Source organism: Solibacillus sp. FSL R5-0449, from assembly GCF_037975215.1.
Taxonomy (GTDB): Bacteria; Bacillota; Bacilli; order Bacillales_A; family Planococcaceae; genus Solibacillus.
Genome location: NZ_CP150239.1, coordinates 135,775 through 161,727 on the forward strand (window position 1 = coordinate 135,775; position 25,953 = coordinate 161,727).

Genomic DNA, 25,953 nt, shown 5'->3' on the forward strand with positions numbered 1-25,953 from the left:
AAACACGTCCTCTCTATTAGCGGCTATTCAAAATTTCTGCGATATGCATTGTTTTTATATCAATGTTTTTCCGGTCAATCCGTCCGCCGATGTTCATGAGACAGCCTGCATCAGCACCTATTAAATAATGGACAGCAATTTGCTCGGCAGAAGCGATCTTTTCATCTACCATTTGTTCTGAAATCGGACCCATTTTAATAGAGAATGTTCCGCCAAAGCCGCAGCAATTTTCTTTTAAAGGCATTTCCAGCAGTTCAAGACCTTCTACATTACGAAGCAATGTGAGGGGAGCATGCTGCACTTTCAATAAGCGTGTCATATGACATGAAGGATGATATGTAGCCGTTCCGTTCAGTTTTGCTCCAACATCCTCAATTTTAAGTACGTCGACAATAAATTGTGTCAGTTCATATGTCTTGTCTGCGATTTTTTGTGCCTTTTCCTGCCAAAGTGGCTCATCTTTAAAAATATGAACATATTCTTTCAGCATATATGCACAAGAACCTGACGGACAGACAATGACTTCTGCATCTTCAAATACGCGAATTGTATTTTTCATCGTTTCTTTAGATGCTTTTACATAGCCGCTATTATAGGCTGGCTGGCCGCAACATGTTTGGCCTTTTGGGAAACTTATTTTACAGCCTAAGCGTTCCAGCAGCTCAACCGTGTTTTTTCCGATATTACTTTGAACCATATCAACTAAACATGTAGCGAATAATGATACATTCATCCAATCCCCCCTGTTCTATTAAATTTACAAATTTCTGACAATTAAGTCAACAGGTCATCTGATGACTTAATGAAATAGTATTTAACGAGAATAATAACGTTTAAAAAACATTATTGTTCGAAAAGTAATGATTCAACGGTCTTAAGATGTTTTGCCATCGCCTCTTTAGCCTGTATATCATCTGCATGCACTAAAGCGTTGTAGATCGCAGTATGTTCCTCATGTAAATTGTGTAAAGCGGCATGATCTGAAGTGGATAAAATGGAACGGGTATGCTGGATTTGCCGTGCAATTGGCTTGGAAACACTTTGAAGCATCGAAACAAGGAGAGGGTTATCCGCTGCTTCGGCAATGATTGCATGAAATTGCATATCGGCATTACTGCTTGCCTCAGGATCGATTAGTGCATCATTCATTTTACTGAGCGCTTCTTCTAATTGTTCAAGCTGCCGAGTCGTTCTGCGTTTTGCAGCATTCTCAATAAGACCTAATTCTAAAATTTTCCGTACTTCAAATATTTGCTGTAAATCCTGCTCAGAAAATGAGGCATATGTAGGAATATTTAAAGAAATATCCTGGGCAGTTACTTTGCGGATATAGGTTCCTTCTCCTTGGCGAATTTCGATAATACCCCGTGCCTGAAGAGCAGTTAATGCTTCACGGATGGCAGAGCGCCCAACTTCAAAGTTTTTGGCAAGCTGTTCAACGGAATCTAATTTATCGCCAGGCGAAATTTCCCCGATCGTAATTTTATGTTCAATTATAGCGGCAATTTGTTCGTATAGTTTCTTAGTCTTTGGTACTTCAAATTTCATTTTAAAAGTCCTTTCCTATTTTATATTCTAAAAAAAGCTGCTCCAATAACTTGGAAACAGCTTTCGTATTAAGGTTTTAGTGATGTAAAACGATCTTTAGGTAGAATTTCAGGGTTATTAACAGTACCTTCTGTTATATCAGCCTCTAAAAGTTTCCCGTTATAATTGAATTTGAATATCCCATTATCAAAGTCTGTTCCGATCTCCTTAAAGAAAATACCTTCCAAAGCCACTATTTTAGGGCATGTAAACACGACTTTATAGTAGTCATTTTCCTGGATTATATAAGCACGGACACCTTTTTCATAAACATCGATCAGCTCATCCTCAGAAGGACGCTTTACCGATACAATATGAAAATCAACGAATGGTACTTCTTTTAAAAGGACATTCAAGAAGGAACCTTTTGTGATTTCCTCCCAGCGGCTTTGAGCACTTTGACCCACAATAATTTGAGTGATATTAAAGTCCATTGCAATCTCTGTTATAACTTTATGGAATGGACGCTTTTCATTATCCTTAATAATGAATTGTTCAACTTCCAATTCATCAGTCAGTTCTTTCCACTGTTCGATATAGCCGGATTTTTCAGCATCAAATGCATCAAGTGGCTTTGAATCAACAGTCAACACATATAATGGGCAGTCAAGTAGTGTAGCAAGCTTGTGTCCTCGGCGAATTAAACGCTCACCATTTTGTCCGTAGTATACACAAACCAAAATACTTTCGTCTAATCGGCCTTTAACATGTTTCATTTTAGTTCGCACCTCTTTTTCTTATCCTATAATAATGAAATGAATCCGAATATATTTTTAGAAATTAAGCATAATTGAGATAATACGAAGGCTATTACAGTGCAATGCACTCATTATTATTGTATACTTATTTCTATGATGCATATTTATATTCAGTAAATTTTTGTTATATTTTTTGCATTTGTAATTCTTAAAAGATTACTGTTGTTGGAAAATATATTCCCCATATGCCACATTATTATGAAGATAGTTATATAGATAGTCAAGTGTGATTGTTCGAATGCCGAACTTTACATATTATTATCGGCTCAATAGGTTAGGAGGTTATTGCTTTTGGTTATTGCTTTCTCGATTATGCTCCCATTTATTGCTGCAGCATTAATCCCGTTAATATACAGGGGATTTAAAAATATACATTTAGGTTGGTTCGTATTAATTGTCCCTGTTGCGTTGTTTTCGATTTTAGCTACATATATCCCTCGAATTGCCAATGGTGAAGTGTTCATCAAAACATTTGAGTGGATCCCCTCTTTCGGTATTAATATTACTACTTATTTAGACGGCTTGAGTATGATTTTTAGCTTACTCATTACTGGGGTAGGCAGTTTAGTAATACTTTACTCAATTTTCTATTTATCAACGAAAGAATCATTACACCATTTCTATTGCTATTTACTATTATTTATGGGCGCGATGTTAGGCGTCGTATTTTCGGATAACTTAATGGTGCTTTATGTATTTTGGGAATTAACGAGCGTATCGTCTTTCCTGTTAATTGCATTCTGGCATCATCGTAAAGCATCTCGTGCAGGTGCGCGAAAAGCAATGACCATTACCGTTTCTGGTGGGGTTGCTATGCTCGCCGGTTTTTTAATGTTATATGTTGCATCCGGAACGTTTAGTATTCGCGAAATTATTGAGAATTTGGATGTCGTGCAATCGAGTGTTTATTTTGTTCCGGCAATGTGTCTTGTACTTTTAGGTGCGTTTACAAAATCAGCACAATTCCCATTCCATATTTGGCTGCCGGATGCGATGGAAGCACCGACACCTGTCTCCGCCTATTTACATTCCGCAACGATGGTAAAAGCGGGTATTTACTTAGTAGCTCGTACAACACCGATTTTCGGCGGGCATGAAGTTTGGTTTTGGGCAGTGAGCGGGGTAGGTCTTCTGACATTATTCTGGGGCTCGTTCAATGCGGTTCGTCAGTATGATTTAAAGGCATTGCTCGCATACTCTACGATTAGTCAGCTTGGACTGATCATGTCATTATTCGGTCTTGGTTCTGCAGCGCTGCATTTTGGCTATTCAACACAGTCAGTAATATATACGCAGGCTACTTTTGCTGCACTATTCCATTTAATCAACCACTCAACATTTAAAGGTGCGCTCTTTATGATGGTCGGTATCGTCGATCATGAAGTAGGCACACGTGATATTCGCCGACTAGGCGGCTTGATGTCGTTAATGCCATTTACATTCACAATTGCCGTCATCGGCAGCGCCTCAATGGCAGGTTTACCACCATTCAATGGCTTTTTAAGTAAGGAAATGTTCTTTACAGCAACATTAAAAATTACGCAGCTTGATATTTTCTCACTTGATAGCATTGGCCTTTTATTCCCGATCATCGCCTGGGTGGCAAGTATTTTTACGTTTATTTACTGTGTCATTATTGTCATGCGTACTTTCTTCGGGAAAATACAGCCGGATCGTCTGGAAAAGCCGCCACATGAAGCGCCATTTGGTATGTTAATTTCACCATTTGTTTTAGTGGCATTCGTCATTGGAATTTTTATATTCCCGAATGTTTTGGGACATTATATTTTAAGTCCGGCGATGGCAAGCATTTATCCAATGTTTCCTTCGGCTGAAGAATTGACGCCTCATATTTCAGCATGGCACGGGTTTAACACGGAGCTTATTATGACGCTTGGTGTCATTGTTGTAGGGTACTTCTTATATCGCACATTAAAAAAATGGCGTCCAGTCTACCAGTTAATTCCGCAAAGCTTTACGTTAAATGCGATTTATGAACGTGTGATCAATTCAAGTGAGAGTGTATCAGGACGTGTAACAAACCGTTATATGAACGGTAACTTAACTTATTATTTCGTATATATCTATGTGTTTTTTGTAACTCTATTGGCAGGGTATATGATTTATGCGGACGTGTTCAGCTGGAATCCTTCAAAAGACTCGGTGATCGAGCCTTATGAACTGGTTCTTGTATTCGTTATGATTGCGGCTGCAATAGCGATCATATTTGCTAAGCAGCGAATTACAGTTGTGCTTTTGAACGGGGTTCTCGGCTATTCTGTTGCCTTTTTCTTTGTCGTGTTCAGGGCTCCGGACTTGGCGCTTACACAACTTGTCGTAGAATCAGTTACAACAGCATTGTTCTTACTATCATTCAAATATTTACCGAAGCTTAAAAATGAGTATATTTCTAAAAGCTGGCGTTTTGCGAAAGTAACAATTTCGATTGCGGTCGGTGCAACAGTGACACTGATCGGATTAGCTGTAATGAATTACGATCGTTTTGAACCAATTTCAAAATTCTTTGAGGACTCGTATGATTTGGCAGGAGGAAAAAATATCGTCAACACGATTCTAGGCGATTTCCGTGCATTTGATACGATGCTTGAAGTAGTGGTACTTTTCATTGCAGGACTTGGCGTCTACACACTTATTAAGCTTAAGGCGAAAAAGGGGGATGCAGACGTTGAAAGTAAATGATGTTATTTTAAAATCAGTCGTACGAGGCGTTGTATTCATCGTCTTTACGCTTGGTATGTATTTATTTTTTGCAGGACATAATGCTCCGGGTGGCGGATTTATCGGCGGACTAGTGCTTGGCTCGGGGATTGTCCTGTTATATTTGACGTACGACATTGAAACCGTGCATAAAGGCATGCCGTTCGACTTTAAAAAAGTTGCTGCAGTCGGTGTATTGCTGACGACAGGTTCTGCCATTGCCTCGATTTTCTTTGATGTACCTTTTTTAACACAGACAGATGGTTATTATAATCTTCCATTAGTAGGAGAAAAACATTTGTCGACTGTTACGATTTTTGAAGCAGGTGTCGCATTGACGGTTATCGGTACACTCGTAACGATTATTTTAAATATAAGTGAGGATGAATAGTATGGAATCATTAATGATTGTACTTGTCGGCATTTTAGTCGCAGTCGCTACTTATTTAATCCTCTCTCGTAGTGTCATACGTGTAATTGTCGGCACCGCCATTTTATCTCATGCCGTTCACCTGTTGTTATTGACAGTCGGCGGATTAAAAAAGGGGAGTGTACCGTTATTAGGTCAAGCGGCCGCACCCTATACCGATGCTTTGCCACAAGCATTGATTTTAACAGCAATCGTTATCAGCTTTGCTGTTACGGCCTTTTTACTCGTATTGGCTTATCGTATGTATTTAATGAACGGAACCGATGATCTAGAGGAACTTGGAGGGTCATCAGATGAATAATATAATTGTTTTGCCTATGATTGTGCCGATTATAACGGCGGCATTATTAGTATTTTTAAATAATAATATTAAACTTCAGCGAGTTGTAAGTTTAGTAACTATGATTTTTGTAATAGCAACATCCGTTGTCCTGTTACAGCTTATTCAAACAGAAGGTATTATGCGTATAGACTTTAGTGGTTGGGCACCGCCATTCGGTATATTATTTGTTGCCGATTCATTTTCGGTCCTTCTTGTTTTGACGGCAAGCATTGTTACAGCAGTCTGTTTAATCTATGCCTTCTCTACAATTGGCGAACGTCACGAAAAAATGTATTTTTATCCGTTCGTTCTGTTTCTACTTGCAGGTGTAAACGGTTCGTTTTTAACAGGCGATATTTTCAACTTATTCGTTTGTTTTGAAGTAATGCTCCTGGCGTCTTATGTACTTGTTGCTTTGGGCGGTGGAAAGATACAGCTGCGCGAGTCGATCAAGTATGTACTCATTAATGTAGTCGCTTCATGGATTTTCCTTGTAGCCCTCGCATTCATGTACGGAACGTTAAAGACATTAAATATGGCACATATTGCACAGCGCGTTGCAGAAGCCGGCCAAGATCCGTTACTGACGGTTGTAGCACTAGTTTTCCTCATTGTATTTGCTTTAAAGGGAGGCTTGCTGCTGTTCTTTTGGCTGCCTGGTTCATACAGTGTGCCTCCAACAGCGGTACAGGCATTATTTGCTGCGCTACTAACAAAAGTCGGTATTTATGCATTATTCCGTACGTTCACGCTTATGTTTCCATTACAGCCGGAAGTTACGCATACAGCGATCGGCGTGATGGCAGGACTGACAATTATAGCAGGATGTATGGGCGCATTTGCCGGACGCGATGTACGGACAATTGCTACGTATAACGTTATCATCAGTGTTGGCTTTATATTGACGGCACTTGCAATCGGAACTGAATCTGCAATGGCAGGCGCGGTATATTACTTAATCCACGACATGCTCGGTAAGGCATTGCTGTTTTTACTTATCGGAACAATGGTGCTTTTAACAGGGGAAATTGTCGTGAAAAATATGAATGGTTTAATTCGAATTTATCCGGTATTCGGCTGGCTGTTCTTCATTATGTTATGTGCACTTGTCGGAATTCCTCCATTAAGCGGATTTATCGGAAAAGTATTGATCGGCCAGGGTGCTGTTGAAACAGAGTCCTATATTTTATTGGCACTGGCATTCGGTTCGAGTATCATCGTGCTCTATTCATTAATGCGTATTTTCCTTGCTTCATTTTTTGGAGAAACATCGATTAATGAAGAGGACAAAATTCGGATGCCACGCGGGGCGATGGTATCATTTGTGCTATTGACGATCTGTATTGTTGCTTTAGGGGTTGGCGCAGAAGGTCTGGCGGTTTATGTGAATGATGCTGCCTACACATTATCAAATCCTTCCGTATACATTGATGCGGTTTTAAACACGAATAAATAAAGGAGGGTGAGCACATGCTAGGTCAATTTATTATTAATTTATTTATTGCGGCGCTTTGGTTTTTGCTGAAGGATGATCCAACTGCAGACTTTACGACATTTATGTCAGGCTTTTTAGTCGGAACATTGATTTTATATGCTATGCACCGATTTTTCGGAACACAGTTTTACTTGCGTCGCGTTTTAAAGATTATTAAGCTCATCCTAATATTTATTCGAGAGCTGCTTTCATCAAGTATTTCTGTATTAAAACAAGTGCTGGATCCACAGATGAATTTTACACCGGGTATTTTTACTTATGAAACAAAATTAAGAGGGGACTATCAAGTGACAACATTGGCCCTGTTGTTAACGTTGACACCGGGTTCTGTTGTAATGGAAGTCTCGGAAGATAGCAGTACGTTTTATATTCACGCGATGGATATAGAAGAATCGAAAGAAACGGTACTCCGTTCAATCGGCAAGTTTGAACGTGCCATTTTGGAGGTGACACAATGATCGATTTAATTCTAAAGGCGGCACTTGTTCTATTTATGGTGGCAATCGGACTTTCCCTATTTCGTGTAATAAAAGGGCCGTCACTGCCTGACCGCGCAATCGCTCTTGATACGATTGGTGTTAATTTAATTTCTGCGATCGCCATCGTGTCGATTGTTTTAAAAACAAAGGCATTTCTGGAAGCCATTTTAATACTGGGGATTTTAGCATTTATCGGGACAATTGCATTCTCAAAATATATAGAAAGAGGTGTCATTGTTGAGCGTAAATCAGCTGATTGAATTAATGGCGGCATTTCTTATCTTGTTTGGTGCAATTGTGAGTGTCATTAGCGCATTCGGCATGATTCGTTTACCAGATGTGTACACACGCTCACACGCAGCAACGAAAAGTGCGACTCTTTCTGTATTGCTTTGCTTGTTCGGCGGGTTCATTTACTTTTGGATCCATGATGGCTATGTGAGCATTCGTCTCATTTTAGGAATTATCTTCGTATTTATTACGGCACCTGTTTCTGGGCATTTAGTATGTCGCGCAGCATATCGTTCGCGCGTACCACTGGCGGAAGGTTCTGGGGACGATGCATTGAATGAAATTCTATTCGGCGAAGAGAATTTACAAGTAAAAGAAGAAGTGGAAGCCACATTGAAGAAAATTAAATAATGAATTTGAAAAGCATTTTAGAAGTGATAACATATCGCTTTTAAAATGCTTTTTTTAGTGGATAACAAATAGAACGATGTGGATAACTTGTAGATAATGTAACAAATTTATCGAATAACGGAGTACTGTTTTTTATTTTTAACAGATTATGGATATAAGAAATTAAAAATATTCCTATTTCGTATAAAAATAAATAGACTTTACGAAGAAAAATGTGACGGTTTCTAGAACAAATGAAAATATATTGGAATATTTTTTTGAAATCCTGTTCTAAAATAGAATTTTAAAATATTTTTTGTGGATAAATATAATTTAACCTGTTGAAAAATGGTGATTAAATTGTGGATAATCGACGTTAATGTGTATAACTTTGTGGATAAATAGTATATGTGGATAATATTTCTTGATTTATTGACAAATAAGCTTATCTTTTATATAGTACATTACAACACTAATGTACTGGATAACTTAGAAAGGAGGATCTCTTTGATTTTTAACACACAGAGTACAATGCCAATTTATATGCAAGTAGCGGAATGGCTCGAAAATGAGATATTGGCGGACCGGCTGCTTCCGGAAGGAAAAGTTTATTCCCAGTATCAGCTTGCTGAAATTTTTAATATTAATCCGGCAACCGCAGGGAAAGGTCTGACGATTTTAGTAGAAAAAGAAATTTTATATAAAAAGAGAGGGCTTGGTATGTTCGTGATGGGGGATGCAAAACATCGGATTTTAACAACGAGACGAAGTGATACATTGACGAAGATGGCAAAGGAAATTGTAGAAGAAGCAAAACGTTTAGGGGTAATGGATGAAGATTTAATTGAGCTGATCAAGCATATTCAAAAGGAGGGGTGAATGAATGATTGTTTGCGAACGAGTGGAAAAGCGGTACGGCAGAAAGACAATATTGACACAGGTATCTTTTGAAATTACAGAACCAAAGATTATTGGGCTCATTGGACGAAATGGTGTCGGCAAGTCGACATTGCTGAAAATATTGGCAGGGCATGTAAAAACATCGGGTGGAATCATTGAAGTCGTTGAAAAAAGACCATTTCAAAATTTAACGGTCGCTGCGAATACCATTTTTATCGAGGATGCGATGACTTTTCCGTCAGTGATGAACTTACAGGAAATTCTTGAATCGGGGAAAAGGTTTTATAAAAATTTTGCAACAGAATTAGCATTTGAACTATTGAAGTTTAGCAGGATATCCGAAAAAAATCACCACCATCACTTATCCAAAGGTCAAAAAGCCGTATTCAATTTGATTTACGGTATTGCCAGCCGCTGTGCGATTACATTGCTGGATGAGCCGATGAATGGCATGGATGAGACAATCCGTGATGATATGTACCGCGTTATTTTAAAGGACTTCATGGCATATCCGCGCATAATGATTATTTCCAGTCATTATTTAAATGAAATGGAGCATTTAATCGAAGACATTTTGCTGTTGCATGAAGGGCAAGTCGAATTATTCGCTCCAGTCGAAGAGGTGCAGCAGCTAGCGGTCAAGCTAGTAGGGCAAAAGGAGAATGTGCAGCCGGCACTAAAAGAATATGAACTACTTGCGACATATGAAAACGGTCCAATTTATGAAGCGATTGTGAAAAACAGTGAATTGCCATTACCTGATGGCGTAAGGATGCAAAGTTTATCGGCTAGTGATGTATGCAAAGCGTTGACGACATCGAAAGGGGGTTCCGTTGATGACATCTATCGTAACAGTAAGTCCAATGCGTAATATTTATGAGCAGGTAAAATGGAAATGTAAGGCGTACAGCTCGCTGTTCAGTACGGTGCTGATTGTTTATATTTTTATGGGGTTACTTTCGGGCGGTATGAGCGGTTCGTTAGGAACAGGAACTAGTTTTGTAAATTATGAAGAGCGCTTTTATTCATTGGACGGATTTTTTATTTATACGATTATACTCATGCTGATTTTAGGTTGGATGCTTGCTTCAAAGCAGCTTGCCCGGCAAAATTATTCGATTGTCACGACAAATTTAACGGAAGTTGCTTCAACAGGAATATTCCTTATCATTTTATGTATTTTTACACTTGCGGCTGCAATTAGCACATTAATTATTTCAGTTTTTATTAATCTGTTGAGTACGGGAGAACAGAATATATATTACGACTCCACTATTTCATTTACTGCTATCATCGGTTTTATTGTTTGTACATTACTTGCCGCATCGATCGGCTATTTTTTGCACGCCATGTTTGATTTCTCAAAGATCGCTTTTATCATACTCGCTGCCGGTATCTTCTTATTAATTCGTCGATATACGTATGATATATGGCAATTTGTTTTTGGTGATGGAGCGATGCAGATTATCGGACGAAGTACTGTTTATGTCATCGTTATTTGGCTTCTGATTGCGTTGATCCGACAGAAAAGAGAGGTGACACGCACATGAGTGGCATTTTGATACTTCTTATAATAATAGGTATAGCTATGATAGTTACAAACGTGTTAGTTTCAAAGGTGCAAATCTGGAAGCCGAAAAGAACACTTTGGTTTACGGTAATTTACTTTAGTTGTGGAATATTGGCACTTGTCTATTTGCTGTTTGTATCGGGCAATGTGGAAAAGATTGCTTCTGATAAAGTTTTACAGCAGCAACTGGAGGAAACTGAACAGCTGGAGAAGGATTTAAAAAAACGTCAGTTTGAAAGTCTGAAGGAAGAGCATCTAAAATTTTCCAAAACATTTGAAGCAACGGCAGAAAACATTGAGGTTATTCGCAAACAAACGGGCCATCACTTACCGGTCTTTATTTCCTGGACCGAATCAAATGACAATAAAATAGAGGTTTCTTATTACGAGACACCGCTGTATTTGAATCGTGTTTATATTTCGCCGTATGTTACAGCTCCAAAGATTTGGTGGAATGAAAACAAGCTATACATTGAGGAGACCGAAACGAAATTTACGGCAAAATCAATGCGTTTGTCTATGGAACTATTAAGCTCTTCTGAGTATGAAAGCTATAATCATCCACTCAACGAATTAATTGGTAAACGGATTTTACACTTGAATGTTCCGAAACAGTTCAATATTATTGATAAAGATGGGTGGTATTAGTAGCTGCTTAAAACTCACAATGAATTGAGCGAATAAATTGAAAAAGTTATTGAAATTAATCATTTTTATAGGTGTTGTCTATCTATTTTTATATATAAATAATAATTGGCTTGTCACGACCGATTATGTACATGAATCAGAGAAAATTCCGGCGAGTTTTGATGGATACCGGATTACCCAAGTGACCGATCTGCATGATGCAACATTCGGGGAAAATCAGTCACGGTTAGTAAAAAAAGTGCAGGCTACCAAACCGGATGCTATTTTCTTAACGGGTGACTTAGTAGATAGTCGCCGCTATGACCTGGAAAACAGTTTGCAGGCTGTCCGCCAGTTGGTCGAAATTACGGACGTATACTATGTCCTCGGTAACCACGAAGTTGCATTGAATTTAACAGATGAAATATATACTGCTTTAAATGAGCTCGATGTCCATGTAATGCCGAATGATGCGGTTCAATTGGAGCGCAACGGAGAGCACATTATCATTGCGGGTGTTGAGGACCCGTTAATGGGAAAAGAAGTGGGTCAGTCGATAGATGAAGCCCTTTACAATATGGATCCGGACGCATTTAAAGTGTTATTGTCGCATCGTCCTGAACTGTTTGAAACATATGTTGAAAAGGAAATCGATTTAGTGTTTACAGGGCATGCACATGGCGGCCAAATTCGTCTGCCATTTATCGGCGGACTTTTTGCGCCAACACAAGGTTTCATGCCAAAATACACTGCGGGGATTTATGAAGAGCAGGAAACGGAAATGATCGTAAACAGAGGGTTGGGGAATAGTCTGTTTCCTTACCGGGTCTTTAATTTGCCTGAAATTTATGCCGTTGAGCTGAAAAAGGAAAGCTAGTCAGTAGTTTTTCTAATATATGCTGCATGTTTTCTAATAAGCTTGAAAAAGTTCTAATATAATGTGGAAGTTCTAATAAATGTTCAAGAAGTTCTAAAATAGGTTTTAGTTCTTCTAATAAACAGGTGAACTGTTCAAATAAAGTGTTCCATTGTTCTAATAAACTCAAAAAAGTTCTAATATAATCCCATAAGAGTAGGGATCCCTTTCTAAAAGCGCAAAATATTCGTAAGCTTGTGCAGAGTATCGTAAAATAAGTGAAAACAGATCTTAGGAGTATGCAAATGGAAGGGATTATTACACTACTTGCAATGGTGGGAATTATTGCAATGATCGTGCGTTTTATGCCGAAAAAAGGCGTGAAATATATTACGACAAAAGAGCTGCAGCCTTTACTGGAAGACGAGAAATATGTATTTGTGGATGTCCGTACACAAAATGAATATAAAGAGGCTCACATTCCTCAGTTTATTAATCGTCCTCTTGGAACGTATTTAGGGGATTTGCCGAAAGATCGGCCAATTGTCGTCATTTGTCAAAGTGGGGCGCGCAGTAATAAGGCGTGCAAGGAACTTGTGAAGCTCGGTTATACCGATATAACAAATGTCCGCCGTGGTATGAATGGACTGCGTGCAGGTTAAATAGAAGAAGCTAATGAATGGTACAATCCATCATTAGCTTTTTCATTTATCCCGCAACAGGTTATTGAAAGGCTTCTTTCATAGCCTCAATCAGCGCTTCTGCCGATACCTTTTTTTCACCGCCGCCTTGCACAAGTGCATCATTTCCGCCGCCTTTACCATTAATGAGCGGTAAAGCAGCAGCAGAAATATCTTTCATCGATTTCATTTGCTCACTGCCGCGTGCCGCAACAAATTGTAGCTTGTCTTCATTATCGGCAACGAGCAGTGCAATTGCCTCACTATTTTGCTGTGTAATAAAACGTGCCAGCTTCTGCAAACTTTGAATTGAGCGGTTTTCGAAGGTCGCTGCAGCAACTTTTTCGTTTGCTAATTCTTTTGCTTCAAATTCAAGAAGGGCGTCTTGCGCTTCCGTTAAATTCTTCTCTGTTTGTTTTGCTGTTTTCGCGAATTTACGCAACGCATCAGCTGCTTCCTCTTCCGGTGCGCTCAATTGGCGGGCCACATCGCTTAAAACCTGTTTACGCATAGCCAGCTGCTGTAATACGCGATTACCGCAAACGAAATGTACACGAATCTGCTTTTTCATTTTCTCCGTAGCTAAAATCTTCAACAAGCCTACTTGTCCGGTAGAAGTAGGATGTGTACCGCCACAGCCGTTGTAGTCATAGTCGGGGATAATGACTAACCGGATATCTTCGTCGACTTTCACATCTTTTCTTAAGTTATATTGCGCTAATTCCTCTTTTGTCACCCATTTTGTTTCAATCGGACGGTTTTCCAAAATGATTTCATTAGCACGTTTTTCCACTGCCGCCAACTGATCTTCAGATACTTCACCAACATTTAAATCAATTGTTACAAGCTCTGTTCCTAAATGGAAGCTTACTGTCGCCATATCAAACAATTCCACAAAGGCTGCCGTTAAAATATGCTGTCCCGCATGTTGTTGCATATGGTCGAATCGACGCGACCAATGTAGTTTCCCGGATATTTCCCCGGAAATATTCGACACATCGGCTGCCGTATAATGACGAATTTCCTCATCGATTTTCTCAACATCAATAATTTCCAGTTCATTAATCCAGCCGGTATCATGGGGTTGCCCGCCACCAGTAGGATAAAATGCCGTATTGTTCAGTACAATGAAATTTCCCGTTTCATCTTTACCTGTTTTCACAACCTGTGCCGTAAATTCCTTCATCATTGCATCTTCGTAATAAAATAGATTTTTCAAAGTCCATCACTCCTTAATTTCTAGTTTGTCATATGAAAACGTTGCTGTCACGGTGTAAATGAATGATTGTTATTTGACGCGCGGCAATTTTCGTTTATGATAAAATAGAAGCATTTCCCGGAAGGAGCATGAATATGAATATTACGCAATTTTCAATAGAAGAAATTTTAGATCCGACGAAGATTATTGAAGGTAAGCGTTATGAGTTTTTATTAGATGTAGAAGTGGATGAGGAAGATGAACTGTATTCCGCTGCAGGATTAGAAATCCGTGTAATCGTTGGAGTAATAGATGACAACGTACGCATCGTGAACTATTTTATTATCGATAAAGCCAATAATGAGTTTTTGGATTTTGCATTGGAAGAAGACGAAGAAGCAATGATTTTAGCGTTTTGCAAAGAGGAATTATTTGCTGATTCAAGTGAAACAGAAGCTGAATAATCATCAAAAAAAGGTAGCGAATTCGCTACCTTTTTTTAATCAATATATTTCGTTTTCAGCTGGTCTGCACCGATCCCGCCAATTACCATTAAGGCTAACGGCAAGAAGTTTGAAAGGACTTTTGGTAAGCCTTCAGGAATGATAATATTCATACCCGCAAAATGATTTAAGCCTATTATAATCAGTTTTGCGGCCAATAAAAATATCCCTAATAAAAACACGCTATCAAAGAACGCTTTCCATTTTGGATACGCCAATTTCTTACTATCTCGAATTACTTTTTCTTTCAATTCTCCGTCACTCCTCAACATTTCATCGATTGTGATGCCGAATAAATCACTCAAATCAATGATTACTTCAATACTCGGATAGTTTTTTCCGGTTTCCCATTTTGAAACGGATTGGCGACTAACATGAATTTTCTCGGCAAGTTCGGCTTGTGACCAACCTCTTTTTTCTCGTTCTTTTTTTAATCGTTCACTAAAAATCATGTGAGTCATCCCCTTCCTTGTTTTCAGTATTGATGAAGTGTACGGATAAAGTAAAGATAGTTATAGGTGCGTCAGGGCGCAACCTCGTGTTGACACTGATTTTTCCCGGTCTAATCATAACTTATAATGTTCAAAAAATGAAAATATAAAAGGAGTATCCCGCAAATTTACTTCCACGGGATACTCCTGTTTTGTTGTTATAAGTTATTTTACCAAGCGGCAATTGCGCCATCAGTACGTGGTTCTGTTCCGCCGTACAGTACGCCAGTGTTCTGGTCACGCCAAATAATTTGACCGCGTCCGAAACTGCCGCCGTCGACTGCAACATGAATATCATGACCTTTCCGCTGCAATGCCTGCACTAAATAACTAGGGAAGTGGGGTTCGACTTCAATGCGTTTTTCCCCAATCCATTGCCATCTCGGCATATCAAGGGCTGCTTGCGGGTTGAGTGCAAAATCGATTGTGGACGTAATGACCTGAAAATGACCTTGAGGCTGCATATAGCCGCCCATTACGCCAAAGGGACCGACTGCTTCATTATCCTTCGTTAAGAATCCCGGAATAATTGTATGGTATGTACGTTTTCCTGGCTTTAAGAAGTTCGGGTGTGTCTCATCCAGCGAGAAGTCATAGCCACGGTTTTGAAGTGCTATACCCGTTTCCGGAATAACAATACCTGAACCGAAGCCCATATAGTTACTTTGAATATACGACACCATATTGCCATCTGCATCAGCTGTTGCTAAATACACCGTACCGCCTTTTGGAATGTCGAACGGTTTCGGATCAAGTGCTGTATCGCTGATTTCCGCAAAGCGTGACTCTCCATAAGATTTAGATAATAGTGTTTCGACATTTACCGGCATTTCATTTGATTCTGTGACAAATGCTTTGCCGTCCGTATAGGCAAGCTTCATCGCTTCGATCTGATTATGTAGATTTTCTGCATCCTGCCACTTTGGCTCCGCATGCTGATAAATATTCAGTGCCATCTGTGCGACGATGCCTTGGCCATTCGGCGGGATTTCCCATACATCATAGCCTTTGTAATGCACTTTAATCGGGTTCACCCACTCTGGCTCGTAGCTTTCCAAATCTTCCTTTGAAATAAAGCCGTTATGTTTTTTCATAAAGGCATCGATTTTATCTGCAATCTCGCCTTTATAGAAAGCCTCGCCATTTGTTTTGGCAATTTTGCGCAATGTGTCCCCATGTGCTGGGGAACTCCATACTTCGCCAATTTCCGGCATCCGTCCATCGATTGAAAACGTTTCAAACCAATGCTGGAATTCTTCAGTCGTGAAGTTCTTTTTATATTTTTTATAGGCCGATTGCCAGTATTGTCCAAGTGTTACGGAAATCGGATAGCCTTCTTCTGCGTAGGAAATGGCAGGGGCCAATGCTTCGTTTAAAGGCAATTTACCGAATCGTTTAGAAAGAGCTGCCCATGCCGATGGTGCGCCAGGAACAGTAACCGGAATTACTCCATGCATCGGAATTTGATCTAATCCTCTCTCTGTTAATGCTTCTTTGGAAATCGACTTGGCAGAAGGACCCGAAGCGTTTAGCCCGTAAAGTTCATCCTTCATCCAGACAAGAGCAAAAGCGTCCCCGCCGATTCCATTTGATGTAGGCTCAACGACAGTAAGTGCTGCTGCTGTTGCGATGGCAGCATCGACTGCGTTGCCGCCTTTTTTTAAAATGTCCAGACCAGCCTGTGCTGCGAGCGGCTGCGATGTTGCGACCATTCCGCGATTGGCGATGACTGTATTACGCTTACTTGGAAATGGATAATGTAAATGATCCACAAAAAATCCCCCTTTGTTTTTAATGACTCAATAAAACGAATATTACGACTATTTTAGTATAGAAGGGGGTTTTTTACAATTTAAATATTTCAGAATCCGAAATAAAAAACTGTTTGGAAAGGAGAATTCGCTTTCCAAACAGCCTTAAAATCGTATTACTTTAACAATTCATCAATCCAGCGTTGCACTTTTAGACCTTCCTCGAATGGTACGACAAATGCTTCCTCACCTAAAAGGACTTTTCGACATGCATCGAGCATTGTTTCAGGAGTTTCAGTAGGAGTAATTGCCACTTCCGGCTCATATGCTTTACTTGTATAAACTTCGGACCAGTTTCGTAACGTTACAACCTTTTCTGTGCCGAAAATCTTAAAATCGATGCGCTCTTCCTGGCCGATGCCTGCAAGACCGTTAATGACCATTGGAATCCCGTTTACTGTTTTCGCTAAAGCAGTTACCCCAACTTCACAAAGTGCCTCATCTGCAGGATAAGCCGTTTCATGCGCCAAAATTTCAATATCACCGAATAAATGGTGCGTTAATTGCAAATAATGCGGGAAAATCTCCCGAATAAAGCCACCTTGTTCACGCGATGCAATCCAAGGGTTTTGCTGCCATTTTCGCGGCCATTCAGGGAAATATGTATGCAGCTCAATACGTGTAATCTCACCCATATCTTTTGCCAGCTCTTGTTTTAGCTGATGGACTGCTGCACCGTACATTAATGGAAAATGCATCGCTGTTTTTACATTAGCTTCATTTGCAATGCGTACCATCATTTCACCGTCCGCTGCATCATGGGCAAGCGGTTTTTCCGATAAAATATGTAATTTGTGCTTTGCGATTTCTGCAGCAAGTGTTGCATGGCTGACAGGCGGTGTGCCAATATACACCCAATCCGGTTTTAAATTCAATAGCGCTTGTAAATCATTCGTAGTGGGTACATTATATTTAGCGGCCAGTTGTGCTGTACGTGCTTCATTCGTATCAAAAATTGCCGCAATTTCATAATGTTCATTTTGCAGTGCCTGGTTAATAATACGTTCACCGACAACACCAGTACCGATAATGCCGATCGTCGTTTTTTTAGTCATTTAAATGGCTCCTTTAAGATGAAATGTAGGATTTTTCTGATAGTTAGTGTAACATATTTTGGGAATACATAGGATTACGAAACAATAAGAAATGATAAGCTATTAATAGAAATAATTTTCGGTAGCATTTTATATGAGAGAGAAAAATGTATTGAGGAGTGGATCAAATATGAAAGTTGTAATTATAGGCGGCGACGCGGCAGGAATGAGCGCAGCGATGGAAATTGTGCGAAATAATAAAGCTGCGCACATTGTCGTTTTGGAAAAAGGAGAGGTTTATTCTTACGGCCAATGCGGATTGCCATACGTAATTAACGGGAAAGTCACTAATACAGAAGAATTGATTGCAAGGGATGTTGAGGAATTCCGCTCGAAATACGGAATTGACGCACGAATTTTCCATGAGGTGACGGCAGTTGATACAAAACTGCAAAAAGTGAGCGGTATTGATGTAAACAGCAACGAACCTTTTGAATTTATATATGATAAATTGCTCATCGCAACAGGAGCATCGCCAACAATGCCGAAAATCGAAAATAATCATTTAAAAGGGATTCATACAGTAAAAACAATTCCGCAAATGAATGAACTGATGGAACAGTTGCAAAACGTGAAGCATGTTACGGTCATCGGCGGAGGCTATATTGGTCTGGAGGTTGTTGAAACAGTCCGGGAGCGTGGTCTGGATGTACGTCTTATTCAACGAGGAAGCACATTAATGTCGATTTTGAATTCGCAGTTGACTGATATTATATATGAAGAAGCAGTCAAAAATGGTGTGGAAGTTTTACTGAACGAAGATACGATAGGCTACGAAGGAACTGAATTTGTAGAGGCAGTTCGGACGAGCAGTGGGGTACATAAAACAGACCTCGTCATCGTCGCGACAGGAGTACGCCCAAATACACAGTTTGCACAAGGATTTGCCAAGCTGGAAAATGGAGCCCTTATCGTCAATGAAAAAATGGAGACTTCGATTGCTAATGTATATGCAGCAGGAGACTGTGCATCTCATTTTAACCGTGTAAACCAAAAGAATGATTATTTACCGCTTGGTACGACTGCAAATAAACAAGGGCGAGTAGCCGGATTGAATATTGCCGGCTTTAATCAGAAGTTCAAGGGCATTGTCGGGACATCCATTCTGAAGTTTTTCGATCTGCATATCGGCATGACAGGATTAAATAACGAAGCGGCAGATCGTTTAAATGCACTTGTAGAAGTGTATGAAATGGAAGTAAATGATATTGCAAGCTACTATCCGAATGTCCGGCCGATGAAGCTTCGAATGCTTGTCGAACAGCAGAGCCGTAAGCTTGTTGGTCTTCAAATAGTAGGAAAACATGGTGTTGATAAACGGATTGATGTATTTGCGACAGCGCTATACAATGAAATGACCTTCGAGGAATTGCTGGACTTGGATTTAGCGTATGCACCGCCATTTAGCGGCGTATGGGATGCGATAATGCAGGCGCCAAAACGATATGGGAAAAAAGAATAAAACGTCAAAAGCTCTAGCTACTATTGGGAAATAGCTGGAGCTTTTTGGTGTCTAACTTCTTTTAGTAGCATCTTCCCACCTTTATGAAAGGTTGCAAGATGGCTGGAGGAAGTGTTTATATGTGTTTAAAGTGTGTGTTATAAACACTCGCTAAATGAAGTTAAAACCTCAGGTGGATATCCAACGTTTGGATACAATTACGCTGTGACGTAATCGGCAAAGAGGTGTTAGTCAAATATGTTCAAATTAATTATGTATAGTTCTGCGTTCATTCATGCTAGCAGCTATGTCTTTCTGCAAAGGTGGAATCATGATGAAGGCTCACTACTTGTTTTGAACTTATCCATACTATAGCGCATAATTATTAGTAATACGTCATTTTAATGAATATGTAAATAACATGTAAAATAGCAAAATTTACGACAAAACCTTTCGTAACAAGGGTTCGGAGGTATTTTTGATGCTTTTTTAAATTTTTTTATTGTAATTGTATAACAAAAATATGACATCTGTGACGAAATAAAGAAAAATTATTTTGGAATAAATAAAGGGATGCAAAACAAACTAAATTTATCATCGAAAAGGAGGAATCATGATGAAAAACGACAGACATGAAGTTTTTAATAAAGGATCGGAAAATGCGATAAGTTTAGGGAAAATGATTAACAATACCAAAGAAAATATACATGAAGCTGAAATTAGTAAAGAATTTGCGCTTCCTGAAGAACTGGAAAATATTGAAGAGAAAAATGCACGTCGCAGAACAGCCATTGCCCAAATGGAAGAACAAATTAGAGAAAGAAAAGCAGCCAAAGCTAGAAGGGACTCATTTAAATAGCTTTTTAAAAGTTTGGAAGTAAAACGTCCTGAAATGAAAATCAATACTCCCGAATGCAGAATAGCAGCAATTTTCTTAAATGGAAAATTGCTGCTTTTCGTTTTGTTCCACACTTTTTTATACAAAACTAAGTTTCCACAGATTTTTATTGGGAAGTTTTCATTTTCATACTAAAACTATCATACAGTGTTTTGGGAGAGTTCTTCTATTTTAAATGGGATTGCTCAAAATAGTTATTTGCACCAATCAAATGACTTAAAGGAGGTTTTAAATGAAGGTGACAGAATTTTACCAAGCATCTGTACAAGAGGTAATGAAAAAGTTAGATGTGACGCAGTATGGATTATCTGATTACGAAGTCCGGGGCCGTTTGAAAAAGTATGGCTATAACGAATTAAAAGAAGGTAAGCAGAAAAATATCTTTCAAGTTTTCTTCGAGCAGTTCCAGGATTTTTTGGTGCTGATTTTAATTATTGCGGCTATTGTTTCAATCTTCCTTGGAGATACGGACAGTTCCGTAGTCATTTTAATTGTCATTATATTGAACGCCCTTCTCGGAACGGTTCAACATGTCCGGGCCGAAAAATCATTGAACAGTTTAAAGGAACTGGCGGCCCCTGTTTCAAAAGTTAAACGTAACGGAGAAATTATTGAAATACCATCTAGAAATGTAATAGTCGGGGACTTGCTCATTTTGGAAGCAGGCGATTCTATTAGTGCGGATGGACGAGTAGTGGAAAGTCATAGTTTGCAGATAAATGAAAGTTCATTAACAGGCGAATCTTTGGCGGTCGATAAAGTAGCCAATCCGATTATTGAAACAGAGCTTGCACTAGGAGACAGAAAAAACATGGTGTACTCCGGAAGCTTTGTGACAAATGGTCGTGGGGCAGTGGCAGTTACTTCAATCGGGATGAATACGGAAATCGGAAAAATTGCAAAGCTGATCGATAATGCGAAAGAGAAAAAAACCCCTTTGCAAGTCAACCTTGATAAATTCGGAAAGCGTCTTGCCATCGGAATTATCCTGATTTGTATCGTAATTTTGGCTTTGGATATTATTCGGGGGCGTGAGCTGATTGACTCCTTTATGTTTGCAGTTTCTTTGGCTGTGGCGGCAATTCCTGAAGCATTAAGTTCAATTGTAACGATTGTTCTGGCAGTAGGAACTCAAAATATGGCAAAGGAAAATGCAATTATCCGTAAGTTGCCTGCAGTAGAAAGTTTGGGAAGTGTATCGATTATTTGTACTGATAAAACCGGAACGCTGACACAAAACAATATGACTGTTCAGGAAGTTTATACAGGGGAGCAGTTTTTCTCTTCTAACGAGCTCGAGCTAAGCAATCCGAATCATAAGAAGCTGATCGATTTCGCAATCCTGTGTAACGATTCCATGATGTTAAGGGATAAAACGATCGGGGATCCGACAGAACTTGCACTCGTTAAATTAGGACATGAGTATGAACTGAGCGAGCAATTGATACGTGGGCTTCATCCGCGTGTTGGAGAAATTCCTTTCGATTCCACTAGAAAATTAATGAGTACCGTTCACAGAATGGGCAACCGCAATGTCATGATTACAAAGGGAGCAGTGGACGAGCTTATTCCTCGTATCAGCCGTATTGAGTCAAGCAGCAGTTCGATTATAACAAGCAAGCAGATAGAACAGATTAATCAAGCGAATACTGCATTTTCGAATGCCGGATTACGGGTAATTGCCGTTACGTATAAAGAAGTATTTTCTTCTAATATAAGTGAAAAGGACGAGCAGGGCCTAACATTTATCGGTTTGATTGCAATGATGGATCCTCCGCGCGATGAATCAGCACAGGCAGTTGCAGACTGTATTGAAGCGGGGATTAAACCTGTCATGATTACAGGGGACCATAAAATTACGGCAATCGCAATCGCAAAACAGCTGGGCATCTTAAAAAACCCTGATGAAGCAATTGAAGGCAAGGAAATTGAAAAGCTTTCGGACCGCGAACTGAATAATAAGGTGGAAAATTTATCTGTCTATGCCCGTGTATCACCGGAACACAAAATCCGGATTGTAAAGGCATGGCAAGAAAAAGGACATGTTGTAGCGATGACAGGAGACGGGGTAAATGACGCTCCAGCATTAAAGCAGGCTGAAATTGGCGTAGCAATGGGGAAAACAGGAACGGAAGTAGCAAAAGATGCGTCAGCGATGATTTTAACAGACGATAATTTTTTAACGATTGTCAAATCGATTTCGAATGGGCGAAGCATTTACGCCAATATTAAAAACGCGATTAAATTCCTGTTATCCGGAAATGCGGGGGCCATTTTCGTTGTTTTATATGCAACCCTTTTTGCATTACCGGCTCCGTTTTTGCCGATCCATTTGCTGTTTATCAACTTATTGACAGATAGCCTGCCAGCGATTGCAATTGGTTTGGAACCGCATAACAAGAAACTGATGAAGGAAAAACCGCGGCATATGAATGAGTCACTGTTAAATAAAAAATTCGTAACCCAGGTAGGATTTGAAGGGCTAATCATTGCGGCAGTCACAGTTATTGCCTTCCAGGTAGGCTTATCGACGGGTGATACAGCAGTTGCCACGACAATGGCGTTTGCGACATTATGTTTATCAAGATTGCTGCATGGATTCAATTGCCGTTCGGAAGAATCTATTTTAAAAATAGGGATTTTCTCAAATTTGGCGGTTTGGATTGCCTTTTTACTCGGGTTTACAATACTGAATTTTGTACTGATCAATGGATTATTCGAGGTAGCCAATTTGACGAATAGCCAATATTTAATGATTTACGGATTATCGTTAGTGCCGTTAGTTATTATCCAAGTCCGTAAACTGTTTTTCGGATCTTCCAAGGCATAGCTAGAAAATGTAATGAACAAAAAACGCATATGGCAACTTTTTTAACCGGTTAACATAAAAATAAAGTTAACAAGGTTATGGAAGGATGACATTATTAGCACGACAATTAAACATTTCTTCGGCCAGGCAATGACAGGGCAAGGGATTAAAAACATTTATAAAGAGTTAATGAATGAAGCGAAAGCTGTGTATTTATTAAAAGGTGCGCATGGGTTCAAAGTTTCGGAGTTACTGCAGAAAATCGGGGCGCATTACTTTGAAAAAGGAGCACATATTGAGCTTTTCCATGATCCATTATTTGGAAATACGGTCGAAGCTGTTTATATTCAAGCCCCTCATCACATTTTAATTGTTCAAGCGACAAACCCGTCAATAGAACCGGTACTGCCAGGGTTACGGGATCATGTCATTTCCCTTTATGACTGTGTGGATGAACAACATATTTCATTGAATGGAAATCTTCCTTCAGTGAATGAATCGAAACAAGCTTATTATGACCAGTGTTTTGCGAAGCTTTCAAATGCTATTCATATTCATGATGACTGGGAAGTGGAAACGAGAAAACAGATGGAATGGAGCGGATTGAACCAGCAGTTTGCTGAGTTGTCGCACAATCTATTCGGTGAAACAAATCGGGAGCAATCCGGACAGCTTACACACCGTCTGCTTGGAACATTAACGCCAACAGGAGCTCGGGACACTGTACAGAGTATTACACAAAATCTTGAAAAGAGATTGTTTATTAAAGGATACCCGGGAACAGGGAAGTCTTCGATGATGAAGAAATTGGCCAACGAAGCGATAAGCAGGGGGTTTGATGTACAACTCGTTTGGTGCGGACTGGATTCCAATTCGATCGATATGGTCATTATCCCGGAACTGAAATTCTGTATTTTTGACAGCACGGAACCGCATGTATATTTTCCGGATGAAAATCGTCCTGGTGACGAGATTTTCGATATTGCCCAGCATTGTCATCCGACAGAAGTAGAGCTAAAGAATATAGAAGCAATCACAGAAAAATACAAAGCAACGATGACCGATGCAAAACATTTTGCGGGGAAATACGCAGAACAAGAGCGGAAATTTCGTGAAGCGATAGATGCTGCTATCAATTTGGATGAATTCAATAGACGTACAGCATTACTGTTTGAGCTTTTCTGATAAGGCTAAAGAAATTTATAGGCATGGGTCCGAATTCATCTCGGGACCATGCCTTTTTTTATAGTAGAATCTATATAACAATTGCTATTTTAGAATAGTTTATAAATTTTCAAAATAATAAATCTTTTAAGAGCTATAAATGTTACTCAAACAGAAAATACTGTATGCTGATGGTGAGCTTTTCATTACAAAGGAGGACAACTCATGAATCGTTTTGAAGGAAAAGTTATAATTGTTACTGGTGCAGGATCGGGATTAGGACAAGCTGCCACATTACAGCTTGCAAAGGAAGGCGCAAAGCTTGTACTCGTAGATTTAAATCAGGCAGGCCTGGATGAAACGAAGAAAAAAGTGCTGGAAGTCGCTCCTAATGCTGAAACATTGTCAGTAACAGCAAACGTAGCTACGGAAAGTGAAGTTGAAAATTTTGTGAATCAAACGGTTGAAAAATTCGGCAAAATTGATGGTTTCTTTAACAATGCGGGAATTGAAGGGAAGCAAAACTTAACTGGAGATTACGGTATTGATGAATTCCATAAAGTTATCTCCGTCAATTTGAACGGTGTCTTCTATGGTATGAAATATGTGCTGAAAGTAATGAAGGAGCAAGGATACGGCTCGATTGTCAATACAGCTTCTGTCGGCGGGATCCGTGGCGTCGGAAACCAGTCAGGCTATGCGGCTAGTAAACATGGCGTTGTCGGGTTAACGCGTAACTCGGCGATTGAATACGGACAATATGGAATATCGATTAAAGCAATAGCACCGGGTGCGATTATGACGCCAATGGTAGAAGGCTCACTGCGCCAAATGGGTGGCGATAACTGGGAGGAAGTCGGCAAGGAGTTTGTTAAGCCGAATCCGATGAGACGTTTTGGTAAGCCGGAAGAAGTCGGTTATCTAGTGGCATTCCTGCTATCAAACGAAGCGGACTTCATTAACGCAGCCGTTATCCCAATCGATGGCGGCCAGTCTTATAAATATTAAATATTAATCCCCTTAAACAAGTTTTAAGGGGGTTTTTCCTCTTAGAACTCGCTTTCTTTTTCAACGATTCAATACCCGGCTTTCCAGTAAATACGTCACCTCGTATTTCTCTGCCAATTTTCTTATAAAGGCTAATAGCTCATTGAAATCTGTTGTTTGGATCAATTGCTTATACTGTTTTTTCTCTTCCTCGTTTGCAACTTTCTTGAAATACCCCCACATATGTTGGCAAGCATTGCGCATGCTGCCTTTTGTCGGTGTTAAACTTAATGCCTGTTCGATCAGCGCTGAAATTTCTTCATAAGAAGCCTTATTTTTCATCGCCTGACGAATAGCATTGTAATGATTTTGGCTATAAAACATTACATTGTACTTTTCTTCACGCCAAAGGATTTCCGTTTTCTTTTGATCCATAAAAGATTCCTCCTCACGATTTACTTCTGCATAATCTACTAGTTGCTCACATTATATAAGATAGATAAAAGTTTTGCTT

The 25,953-nt window shown here is 39.5% G+C and carries 27 protein-coding genes; 19 read left to right on the plus strand and 8 right to left on the minus strand.

Features of this window, described 5'->3' with window-relative positions; all coding sequences use genetic code 11:
• Positions 1 to 16 precede the first annotated feature (16 nt).
• From MKY27_RS00685 to MKY27_RS00695, 3 genes are all read right to left on the minus strand, one after another.
• Positions 17 to 733 (minus strand): (Fe-S)-binding protein, encoded by a 717-nt coding sequence (locus tag MKY27_RS00685; RefSeq protein ID WP_339196859.1) that lies wholly within the window; start codon positions 731 to 733, stop codon positions 17 to 19.
• A 110-nt stretch (positions 734 to 843) separates the two neighbouring features.
• Positions 844 to 1,548 carry a FadR/GntR family transcriptional regulator gene (locus MKY27_RS00690; RefSeq protein ID WP_339174722.1) on the minus strand — a complete coding sequence of 235 codons (705 nt, stop codon included), beginning with the start codon at positions 1,546 to 1,548 and terminating at the stop codon, positions 844 to 846.
• A 68-nt stretch (positions 1,549 to 1,616) separates the two neighbouring features.
• A complete protein-coding gene (locus tag MKY27_RS00695; RefSeq protein WP_087618520.1) occupies positions 1,617 to 2,303 on the minus strand; it encodes a histidine kinase in 687 nt (228 codons plus the stop codon).
• Positions 2,304 to 2,636: 333 nt separating this feature from the next.
• Here MKY27_RS00695 and MKY27_RS00700 point away from each other — a divergent pair, with 333 nt between their 5' ends.
• The 13 genes from MKY27_RS00700 (at position 2,637) to MKY27_RS00760 (ending at position 13,025) form a co-directional block, all read left to right on the plus strand.
• Positions 2,637 to 5,045, plus strand: a complete 2,409-nt coding sequence (locus MKY27_RS00700; protein WP_339174724.1) for a Na+/H+ antiporter subunit A — start codon at positions 2,637 to 2,639, stop codon at positions 5,043 to 5,045.
• The gene (locus MKY27_RS00705; protein WP_339174725.1) at positions 5,032 to 5,454 is read left to right on the plus strand and encodes a Na(+)/H(+) antiporter subunit B; all 423 of its coding nucleotides are present in this window, start codon (positions 5,032 to 5,034) and stop codon (positions 5,452 to 5,454) included. Before MKY27_RS00700 ends, MKY27_RS00705 begins: the two co-directional genes overlap by 14 nt.
• Before the next feature lies 1 nt (position 5,455).
• Positions 5,456 to 5,794, plus strand: coding sequence for a Na(+)/H(+) antiporter subunit C (locus MKY27_RS00710; RefSeq protein WP_339174726.1), 339 nt, complete (start codon positions 5,456 to 5,458; stop codon positions 5,792 to 5,794).
• Positions 5,787 to 7,271, plus strand: a complete 1,485-nt coding sequence (locus MKY27_RS00715; RefSeq protein WP_339174727.1) for a Na+/H+ antiporter subunit D — start codon at positions 5,787 to 5,789, stop codon at positions 7,269 to 7,271. Before MKY27_RS00710 ends, MKY27_RS00715 begins: the two co-directional genes overlap by 8 nt.
• Positions 7,272 to 7,285: 14 nt before the next feature.
• On the plus strand, positions 7,286 to 7,768 hold the full coding sequence (locus tag MKY27_RS00720; protein WP_339174728.1) for a Na+/H+ antiporter subunit E: 483 nt from the start codon (positions 7,286 to 7,288) through the stop codon (positions 7,766 to 7,768).
• The gene (locus MKY27_RS00725) at positions 7,765 to 8,049 is read left to right on the plus strand and encodes a Na(+)/H(+) antiporter subunit F1 (RefSeq protein WP_008407457.1); all 285 of its coding nucleotides are present in this window, start codon (positions 7,765 to 7,767) and stop codon (positions 8,047 to 8,049) included. Before MKY27_RS00720 ends, MKY27_RS00725 begins: the two co-directional genes overlap by 4 nt.
• The gene (locus tag MKY27_RS00730; RefSeq protein WP_339196861.1) at positions 8,027 to 8,431 is read left to right on the plus strand and encodes a Na+/H+ antiporter subunit G; all 405 of its coding nucleotides are present in this window, start codon (positions 8,027 to 8,029) and stop codon (positions 8,429 to 8,431) included. The genes MKY27_RS00725 and MKY27_RS00730 overlap by 23 nt, the downstream gene beginning before the upstream one ends.
• A gap of 486 nt (positions 8,432 to 8,917) precedes the next feature.
• Entirely contained in the window at positions 8,918 to 9,289 is a 372-nt protein-coding gene (locus MKY27_RS00735; RefSeq protein ID WP_339174729.1) for a GntR family transcriptional regulator, read from the plus strand.
• A gap of 4 nt (positions 9,290 to 9,293) precedes the next feature.
• Positions 9,294 to 10,181 carry an ABC transporter ATP-binding protein gene (locus tag MKY27_RS00740; RefSeq protein WP_339196863.1) on the plus strand — a complete coding sequence of 296 codons (888 nt, stop codon included), beginning with the start codon at positions 9,294 to 9,296 and terminating at the stop codon, positions 10,179 to 10,181.
• Positions 10,147 to 10,860, plus strand: a complete 714-nt coding sequence (locus MKY27_RS00745) for a silver transporter (RefSeq protein WP_339196865.1) — start codon at positions 10,147 to 10,149, stop codon at positions 10,858 to 10,860. Before MKY27_RS00740 ends, MKY27_RS00745 begins: the two co-directional genes overlap by 35 nt.
• 38 nt (positions 10,861 to 10,898) lie before the next feature.
• Positions 10,899 to 11,528 (plus strand): glucose-6-phosphate isomerase, encoded by a 630-nt coding sequence (locus MKY27_RS00750; protein WP_339196867.1) that lies wholly within the window; start codon positions 10,899 to 10,901, stop codon positions 11,526 to 11,528.
• A gap of 37 nt (positions 11,529 to 11,565) precedes the next feature.
• Entirely contained in the window at positions 11,566 to 12,384 is an 819-nt protein-coding gene (locus MKY27_RS00755) for a metallophosphoesterase (protein ID WP_339196869.1), read from the plus strand.
• A 284-nt stretch (positions 12,385 to 12,668) separates the two neighbouring features.
• Positions 12,669 to 13,025, plus strand: a complete 357-nt coding sequence (locus MKY27_RS00760; protein WP_339174736.1) for a rhodanese-like domain-containing protein — start codon at positions 12,669 to 12,671, stop codon at positions 13,023 to 13,025.
• 61 nt (positions 13,026 to 13,086) lie between these two features.
• Here the strand turns inward: MKY27_RS00760 and MKY27_RS00765 are convergent, their stop codons facing one another.
• Positions 13,087 to 14,262: a DHHA1 domain-containing protein gene (locus tag MKY27_RS00765; RefSeq protein WP_339196871.1), complete on the minus strand. Its 1,176-nt coding sequence runs from the start codon at positions 14,260 to 14,262 to the stop codon at positions 13,087 to 13,089.
• A 134-nt stretch (positions 14,263 to 14,396) separates the two neighbouring features.
• Here MKY27_RS00765 and MKY27_RS00770 point away from each other — a divergent pair, with 134 nt between their 5' ends.
• Positions 14,397 to 14,705, plus strand: coding sequence for a DUF6509 family protein (locus MKY27_RS00770; protein ID WP_339196874.1), 309 nt, complete (start codon positions 14,397 to 14,399; stop codon positions 14,703 to 14,705).
• A gap of 35 nt (positions 14,706 to 14,740) precedes the next feature.
• On the opposite strand, the gene MKY27_RS00775 is transcribed toward MKY27_RS00770, so the two are convergent.
• From MKY27_RS00775 to MKY27_RS00785, 3 genes are all read right to left on the minus strand, one after another.
• A complete protein-coding gene (locus MKY27_RS00775; protein ID WP_339174740.1) occupies positions 14,741 to 15,196 on the minus strand; it encodes a helix-turn-helix transcriptional regulator in 456 nt (151 codons plus the stop codon).
• A 209-nt stretch (positions 15,197 to 15,405) separates the two neighbouring features.
• The gene (locus MKY27_RS00780) at positions 15,406 to 17,007 is read right to left on the minus strand and encodes a gamma-glutamyltransferase family protein (RefSeq protein ID WP_339196876.1); all 1,602 of its coding nucleotides are present in this window, start codon (positions 17,005 to 17,007) and stop codon (positions 15,406 to 15,408) included.
• Positions 17,008 to 17,162: 155 nt separating this feature from the next.
• The gene (locus MKY27_RS00785) at positions 17,163 to 18,101 is read right to left on the minus strand and encodes a Gfo/Idh/MocA family oxidoreductase (RefSeq protein ID WP_339196878.1); all 939 of its coding nucleotides are present in this window, start codon (positions 18,099 to 18,101) and stop codon (positions 17,163 to 17,165) included.
• 169 nt (positions 18,102 to 18,270) lie between these two features.
• On the opposite strand from MKY27_RS00785, the gene MKY27_RS00790 reads away from it, so the two are divergent.
• The 5 genes from MKY27_RS00790 to MKY27_RS00810 all read left to right on the plus strand — a co-directional run bounded on the left by MKY27_RS00790 (position 18,271) and on the right by MKY27_RS00810 (position 25,460).
• Entirely contained in the window at positions 18,271 to 19,602 is a 1,332-nt protein-coding gene (locus MKY27_RS00790; RefSeq protein WP_339196881.1) for an FAD-dependent oxidoreductase, read from the plus strand.
• Between the two features lie 592 nt (positions 19,603 to 20,194).
• Complete coding sequence (locus tag MKY27_RS00795; protein WP_339196884.1) at positions 20,195 to 20,440, plus strand: spore protein Tlp; 246 nt, start codon at positions 20,195 to 20,197, stop codon at positions 20,438 to 20,440.
• 271 nt (positions 20,441 to 20,711) lie between these two features.
• Positions 20,712 to 23,309 carry a cation-translocating P-type ATPase gene (locus MKY27_RS00800; RefSeq protein ID WP_339196887.1) on the plus strand — a complete coding sequence of 866 codons (2,598 nt, stop codon included), beginning with the start codon at positions 20,712 to 20,714 and terminating at the stop codon, positions 23,307 to 23,309.
• A gap of 168 nt (positions 23,310 to 23,477) precedes the next feature.
• Entirely contained in the window at positions 23,478 to 24,473 is a 996-nt protein-coding gene (locus tag MKY27_RS00805; RefSeq protein WP_339196890.1) for a nucleotide kinase, read from the plus strand.
• A 204-nt stretch (positions 24,474 to 24,677) separates the two neighbouring features.
• On the plus strand, positions 24,678 to 25,460 hold the full coding sequence (locus tag MKY27_RS00810; RefSeq protein WP_339174749.1) for an SDR family oxidoreductase: 783 nt from the start codon (positions 24,678 to 24,680) through the stop codon (positions 25,458 to 25,460).
• A 60-nt stretch (positions 25,461 to 25,520) separates the two neighbouring features.
• Here the strand turns inward: MKY27_RS00810 and MKY27_RS00815 are convergent, their stop codons facing one another.
• A complete protein-coding gene (locus tag MKY27_RS00815; RefSeq protein WP_339196893.1) occupies positions 25,521 to 25,874 on the minus strand; it encodes a YbgA family protein in 354 nt (117 codons plus the stop codon).
• Positions 25,875 to 25,953: the final 79 nt, after the last annotated feature.